Below are 6,786 nucleotides of genomic sequence, written 5' to 3' on the forward strand. Positions count from 1 at the left end.
TCAGTCGGTGACCAGCTCCCGGATGTCGTCCTCGACCGCTTGGAACGCCTTGCGGGCGGCGATGAGCACCGGGTCCCACACCGGCGAGAACGGCGGCGCGTAGGAGAGGTCCAGCGAGAGGACCTCGTCGACGGTCATCTCGTTCCAGATGCAGATCGCCAGCGCGTCGATGCGCTTGGCCGAGTCCTCGCGGCCGACGATCTGCGCACCGAGCAGACGGCCGCTGCGCCGCTCGGCGATCATCTTGACCCGGATCGGCGATGCGCCCGGGAAGTAGCCCGCCTTGGTCGTGGAGTCGACCGCGGCCGTGACGAAGGCGTAGCCCGCCTGCTCGGCCTCCTCGGTGGACAGCCCGGTGCGGGCGACCTCGAGGTTGCACACCTTGGTGATCGCCGTCCCGATGACGCCCGGGAAGGTGGCATAGCCGCCGCCGATGTTGATGCCGGCCACCCGGCCCTGCTTGTTGGCGTGGGTGCCAAGCGCCACGACCACGCGCTGGCCGGACAGCCGGTGCCGCGACTCGACGCAGTCGCCGGCGGCCCAGATCCCCTCGACCTCGGTGCGCATGCGGGCATCGACCGCGATGCCGCCGGAGCCGCCCAGCGGGATGCCGGCGTCCCGGGCGAGCCGCACGTCCGGCCGCACCCCCAGCCCCAGGACGACGAGGTCGGCCGGCAGCTCCCGGCCGCTGGCCGTCACCACCCCCCGGGCGCGCCCGTCGGCACCGACGTCGACGGCCTCGACCGCGTCGGAGAGCACCAGCTCGATGCCCTCCCGGCGGACCGCGTCGGCGATCAGCTCGCCGACGTCCCGGTCGAACGTGCCCACCGGCGTGGGCGACATGTCGACCACGGTGACGTCCAGGCCGCGGACCCGGCAGGCCTCGGCGATCTCCAGGCCGATGTAGCCGCCGCCGACGACGACGACCCGGCGGACGTCGCCGTCGAGCGCGGCGCGCAGCGCCACCCCGTCGTCGAGGACCTGCACGCCGTGCACGCCGCCGGCGTCGATGCCCGGCACCGGCGGCCGCATCGGCACGCTGCCCGTCGCGTAGACCAGCTCGTCGAACGGCTCGTCGCCCTCGTCGCCGTCCTCCGAGTCGCGCCACCGGACGGTGCGCCGGTCCAGGTCGATGCCGGTCACCTCGGTGCGCAACCGGACGTCGATGCCGGCCTGCCGGTGCTGCTCCGGCGTCCGGGCGATCAGGTCCTTCTCGTTGCCGACCGCGCCGCTGATCCAGTACGGGATGCCGCAGGCGGAGTAGGAAGTGGCCCGGCCCCGCTCGAACATCACCACGTCCAGCTCGGGGCAGCGCTTCTTCGCCTGTGAGGCGGCGCTGCCACCGGCGGCGTCGCCACCGATCACCACGACTCGCTTCGTCACCGGTCGGACGCTAGGCCAGCGCACCCCGCGCCGCGCGCCGCTCCCCCGGGGACGACCCGGTCGCCGCGCGCTGCGGCGTGCCGGTTCGGTCGAAGCGTGCGCCGCGCAGACCGGGAACGCCGGTCGACGGCCGGGAAGTGTCGGACCTCGTACGTATGTTCGGCCCGTGGAGCGGATCGGTGGCCGGCGGTCGGTGGAGGGGCTGCTGGTCGACTGGTCGGTCGCCCGGCCGCTGCCCGATCGCCGGCTGCCGGTCGCGCTGCTGAGCAAGGCGCAGAAGGCCGCCGAGCTGCGGCGGGTGCAGGCCCGCCGGGCGATGGACGCCGCCTACGAGGCCGAACTCGTCCTCGGCCTGGCCGAGGACACCCCCGACACCCTCGACCCGCCGCCCGACCACCCCGGCGCCCGGCGCGGCTCCTGGGCGCCGGACGCCGAGCTGCCCGGCGTGTCGGAGTTCTTCACCGCCGAACTGGCGGTGGTGCTCGGCTGCGGCCGGGGCACCGCCGCCCACCTGGTGCACCGGGCCCGGACCTACCGGGAGAACCTGCCGGCCACCTGGGCCGCGCCGGCCGACGGCACGCTGGACGAGCCGCGGGCCAAGGCGCTGGCCGAGGTGCTGGCCCACACCACCCCGGGCACCGCCCGGGCGGTCGAGGCCGCGCTGCTGCCCACGGCGTCCGACCTGCCGCTTGGCCGGCTGCGCGCCCGCGCGCGGGCGCTGCTGCTCGAACACGACGCCGCCGCCGTCGACGCCCGCCGCGCCCAGGCGCAGCGGTCGGCCGACGTCCGCGCCTACCCCTCACCCCTGGAGGGCATGGCCACCCTGGCCGCCGAGCTGCCCGCCGAGGAGGCCGCCGAGGGGCTGGACCTGATCGACCAGCTGGCGCGGATGGCCAAGGCCGACGGCGACCCGCGGCCGATCGGGCAGCTCCGGGCGGAGATCTTCTCGCGGCTGATCCGCCGGCCCGCCGACCACGGCCTGCCCGCCCCCACCGCCACCGTGACCGTCACCGCCGCGCTGGACGCCCTGCAGGGCGACGCGGCCACACCGGGCGCGGTCGACGGGCTCCCGATCACCGCCGGGCACGTCCGCGAACTGCTCACCCGCCTCGACGCCCTCGGCCTGCGCCCACCCGAGGGCGGATCGCTGACCGTCGCGGTCACCGATGCGGACGGCACCCTGCGGGCCACCGCCACCCCCGCCCAGCTGGCCCGGGCGGCCCGCGCCGGCTGCCCGGCCCATCCCGCCGCCGACTGCGGCTGCCCGGTGCTCGGCCGGCCGCCGGCCACCGCCGCCTACGCGCCCACCGACGCCCAACGGGCCTTCGTCACCCTGCGCGACCGCACCTGCCGGTTCCCCGGCTGCGGGCAGCGGGCCGGCTGGGCCGACCACGACCACGTCGTCCCGCACGCGGTCGGCGGGCAGACCGCCTGCGAGAACCTGGCCAATCGCCACTATGACCCCATGTGGTGGCACACGGCTCGGCCCGGCCGCCTCGGTGCCCCCAGGCCCTGCGGTGCACCCAGATCGCCAATGCGGCACATCTCAAGCACTTCCGGATGCGCCGTCCCGTCGGCCAGTGACACGATGCGATTGTGTCCTCGCCTTTCGCTCACGATCCAACCGTATCGCTGACACACAACGACGTATTTCCAGCCTCCGGAAGCGCGGAGGAGTTCTTGTCTATAAATGACTGGTCCGCGCCGGTGCAATTCCTAGTTGGCCGGAATGGAAGCGGCAAGTCGCGGACGGCCCGAGCATTGGCACGGAAGATGGGTGGACGATTCCTGTCCACCGACCGCCTGACGGGCTTAATGTCATTTAACACCTACCCCTTTGGATCCGTCCCACAGGAGTATCGAGGGGTGCCAGTTGGGGCCCAGGACCGACGCATGATGCAGCAAGTCGGAGTGGCGGAGGCTGGGGGCGGTAACGAGGAGATGTATGTCCTGAAGGATCAGCCGGAAGTCGGCCTTCGCGTCGCTGCGTTCTTAAAAAGGACTTTGGGAAGGATGGTCGAGCTTCGCGAGGAGTCCGGTTTTCTGGACCCCTACGTGACCGTAGGCGGGATTGAGTATTCACTCTTTCGCGACGAGGGACATGGATTGCGAGAAATGGTCGTCCTCCTGGTGGCCACCTATCGCAAGGAGTGGCCGCTCCTCGTCGTTGACGAGCCCGAACTGCATTTGCATCCGTCAATGGCGCGACTCTGGCTCACCGAGTTAAGTCGCGAGTGTGCCGTTACCGGCAGGCGCGCTGTCGTGGTCACTCATGAACCGACCATGTTGAAACCGCGCACTCAGGATGACTTGAAGGCCATATGGTCGTTTGCGCATGGGCGCACCCCTCTTAGGGTTGGCGACGTGATCGAACCGTGGCAGCAGGATCGCGTCGCGGCTTCCCTGAGTGAGAATCCGCAGCTTATGGCGCAGCTAGCGTTCTCCCCGCGACCGGTCCTGGTCGAGGGAGTTACGGACGTCGCCGCACTGACGGTGGCTATCAATCGGCTTGAGCCACCGGAGGTCGTTGCGCAGACTGACTTCGTCAACTGTGGTGGCGCTGGGAAGGTTGGGCTTTGGTTTGGGGTCTGTCGGAAGCTTGGTTTCGATGTAAAGGCCGTGGGAGACCTCGACGCAATTTTCGACCCCGCCGTCCAACGTGTGATGGACGGCATTCCGGCCGTGCAGGACGCGTACAAGGACACCTTCTTCGCCGATCCGCCGGCCACGTCGAAAGTCTTAAGCCAACTCCTGAGAGCCGCTGGAAAGGCCAACGTGCCGGATGACCCGAAGAGTCGGGCCCTTTGGCTCTCCTCACTTGAAGCTTCCGCTGACGCGACTTTGAGAGACCGCATCTTGCAGACGTGGCGCGATTCTGGCTTGTGGCTGCACGTCAAGGGCACGCTGGAAGATGTGCTGGCTATTCCGGCTCAGGCGAAGGGTGTCCCTAGCGCCTCGGCGGCTGCGGAGAAGGCTGGTCCAATAGATGATGTCGCGCACTGGGTCGCGTACGATTTAGATGCGAGCGGGGAGCTGCTGCTCCTGCTCAACCTATTCGTGGAGCGGCTCGCTCACTCGGTGATGGAGTTCCAGTTGGTCAATCCCGGGCAGCCATACCGACCCCCATTGGGTCACGATGCCGAAGCGACCGCGCGAGTCACCAGAGTGGACCGAGTTGGCGAGGGCGTGCACCGAATCACTGTCGTTGCGCCAGACCCTTATGTGGGCTACTCGGTCGAGTTTTCCCGGGAGACGCCTGCGACGAGGCTCAAGCTGTGCCCGCCGGAGGCGGCGTGACGCGAAGCGTCACGCCTTCACTTGGAGTAGCAACGTAACTCGGGATGTTCCTTCTGGCCCGTTCCTCCGGCGGCGCCGCAGGTTCGTGCTCTTGCCGCGCGCGGCCCCGGCCGAGGGCTGCGGGTGTCAGGCCGTGCGTGACGGTTGCCCTTGGTCGGGGGCGGGGGTGGCTCATGCTCGTGCCGGAGGGGTCGCCGGTTCCGGCGTGTCGCTTGACGAGGCGACCCGGTTTCGGTGAGGGTGCTTGGTGTCTGCGGATAAACGGCCCGTGTAGCCCACGCTCTCACGGCCGGGGTAAGGCCCCAATTCCCGCGGGCCGAGATCATCTTGTCGCGTGGGCAGCAGGCTGCTGATGCTGAAGCAGTACATGAGCGCGAGGGCGTAGCCGCCGGGGCCGATCAGTTGCTGATCGGTTGCCTCGGAGGCCCCTCGTGTCTGCCCCACCGTTGTCCCCGTCGAGCCCCGCGGGCTGGTTCCTCACGCTGTATCCCGGCGCCGGTGAGGTCGGCGGGTCGTTCCGCTACGCGGCTCCGGTGCAGCGCGCGCCTGGGGGTGGCGATCCTGAGCGGTCGCGGGAAGAGGCGGCGCGGCGGGCGGCGCGCAAGGTGCGCCGGTACTGCGCGCACAAACCGGCTCAACCGGCTGGGCACGCTCACCTACCGGGGTGGCGGCTGCCACGACCCATACCGGCTGCGGCGCGAGGTGGGTGAGTTCTTCCGGGCCCTTCGGGATCTGCTGGGCGGAACGCCGTTCGCGTATTTGTGGGTGCCGGAGTGGCACAGGACCGATCACGGGCTGCACGTGCACTTCGCGGTCGGCCGGTTCATCGCCCGTGGCCTGATCGAGCGGGCGTGGGGTCATGGGTTCGTCCACATCAAGCGGCTGTCGGCCCCGTCAGGCTCGACGGCGGCCGGTCTTGCCCGCGACGAAGCGCGGATCGCCGCCCGGTACCTGTCGAAGTACGTGCGCAAGACCTTCGACGCGCGGCGCGTTCCGGGGCTGCACCGCTACGAGGTGGCCCAGCGCTTCCAGCCGGAGACGGTCCGGCTGCGCGGTCGCACCGTCGAGGACGTCATGGCCCAGGCGGTCGCGGCGATGGGCGGTGACCCGGACGAGGTGTGGACCTCGGATGAGTCCCTGGCCTGGCAGGGGCCGCCGTCGCTGTGGGCGATGTGGCGGTGAACCGGGAGGAGTTGGCCCGGCGGGTGGAGCAGTCCTGCGCGGCGTCGGGAGTGCCGGTGCACGTCGAGGATGCGGCCGTCGTGGCGCGGATCGCGGTGCTGCTGCGGGTGCCGGGGGATCGGCCACGGGCGCAGGCCCGCAGGGCCTAGCGCGTGGCCGGCCGGCGGGGCTCACAGCCGCCACGACACCTGCACGCGGTCCGGGTCGAGGGCTTGGGCGCCTCGGGTGCCGGGGGCGATGGTGATCGAGGCGATGAGCGTGCGGAGGATCGCCGCTTGCCGGTCCAGGTTGAGCGCCGACCAGTTGCGTCGCAGTGTGTCCCCGGTGCCCAGGCCGGTGAGGGCGTCGGTCCTGGTGATCCGGCTCAGGCGCGCTTCGAGGGTCTGCACGCGTGCCTCGACGGGGACGCGCGCTTTCTCCCATTGCCGTCGGTCGATGCGTCGGGTCCCGAACTGCTCGGCGAGATAGTCAAGCGTCTCCCGCTCTTCGGCCAGTTCGGCGGCCAGGGCTGAGGCCTCGGCGTCGGCGCTGCCGCGTCCGGCGATCGCGTCGGCCACGGCCGGGGTGTCCAGGCGGAACAGCGCGTAGTCGGTGATCAGCTGCTCCAAGGGTGGCGCGACGACGGTGAGCCTGCCGCAGCCTCGGTGGTCGGGCCCGGACAGGCAGACGTAGCGCCGGGAGTCCACGCGGCGGGAGGAGTACAGGGTGCCGCCGCACTTGCCGCAGCGCAGCAGCCCTGACAGCAGGTACGTGCGCGGCGTTCGGCGGCCGGACACCTTGCGGGACTCGATGGTGGCCAGTACCCGCCGGTGCAGGTCCTCTGAGACGATGGGCTCCCAGGGGGTGAGTCCCCTGGAGTGGTGTAGATCGGGCCCCTGGCCTCGGTGATCGTGTCGGTCACCGACGTCGAGGGGCCACCGCGTG

6 protein-coding genes are annotated in these 6,786 nt (G+C 70.9%); 4 read left to right on the forward strand and 2 right to left on the reverse strand.

Going from position 1 to position 6,786, the window contains the following annotated elements:
- On the reverse strand, positions 1-1,383 hold the full coding sequence (locus tag OF117_RS08260; protein ID WP_263552343.1) for an FAD-dependent oxidoreductase: 1,383 nt from the start codon (positions 1,381-1,383) through the stop codon (positions 1-3).
- A gap of 166 nt (positions 1,384-1,549) precedes the next feature.
- Here OF117_RS08260 and OF117_RS08265 point away from each other — a divergent pair, with 166 nt between their 5' ends.
- The 4 genes from OF117_RS08265 (at position 1,550) to OF117_RS08280 (ending at position 6,011) form a co-directional block, all read left to right on the forward strand.
- A complete protein-coding gene (locus tag OF117_RS08265) occupies positions 1,550-3,019 on the forward strand; it encodes an HNH endonuclease signature motif containing protein (protein ID WP_263552344.1) in 1,470 nt (489 codons plus the stop codon).
- A 257-nt stretch (positions 3,020-3,276) separates the two neighbouring features.
- Positions 3,277-4,680, forward strand: coding sequence for an AAA family ATPase (locus OF117_RS08270; RefSeq protein WP_263552345.1), 1,404 nt, complete (start codon positions 3,277-3,279; stop codon positions 4,678-4,680).
- Positions 4,681-5,382: 702 nt separating this feature from the next.
- Positions 5,383-5,862 carry a hypothetical protein gene (locus OF117_RS08275; RefSeq protein WP_263552346.1) on the forward strand — a complete coding sequence of 160 codons (480 nt, stop codon included), beginning with the start codon at positions 5,383-5,385 and terminating at the stop codon, positions 5,860-5,862.
- Positions 5,859-6,011 (forward strand): hypothetical protein, encoded by a 153-nt coding sequence (locus OF117_RS08280; protein WP_263552347.1) that lies wholly within the window; start codon positions 5,859-5,861, stop codon positions 6,009-6,011. The genes OF117_RS08275 and OF117_RS08280 overlap by 4 nt, the downstream gene beginning before the upstream one ends.
- A gap of 21 nt (positions 6,012-6,032) precedes the next feature.
- Here OF117_RS08280 and OF117_RS08285 read toward each other — a convergent pair.
- Positions 6,033-6,786: zinc ribbon domain-containing protein (locus tag OF117_RS08285; RefSeq protein ID WP_263552348.1), on the reverse strand; the 754-nt coding region annotated here is incomplete at its 5' end.

Origin of the sequence: Geodermatophilus sp. YIM 151500, assembly GCF_025716945.1 — a bacterium.
In the GTDB taxonomy this organism is placed as follows: Bacteria; Actinomycetota; Actinomycetes; order Mycobacteriales; family Geodermatophilaceae; genus YIM-151500.

Bases quoted from the DNA above. Each gene is read 5' to 3' on its own strand.
- OF117_RS08270 (WP_263552345.1), top strand. From the start codon at position 3,277: ATGATGCAGCAAGTCGGAGTGGCGGAGGCTGGGGGCGGTAACGAGGAG.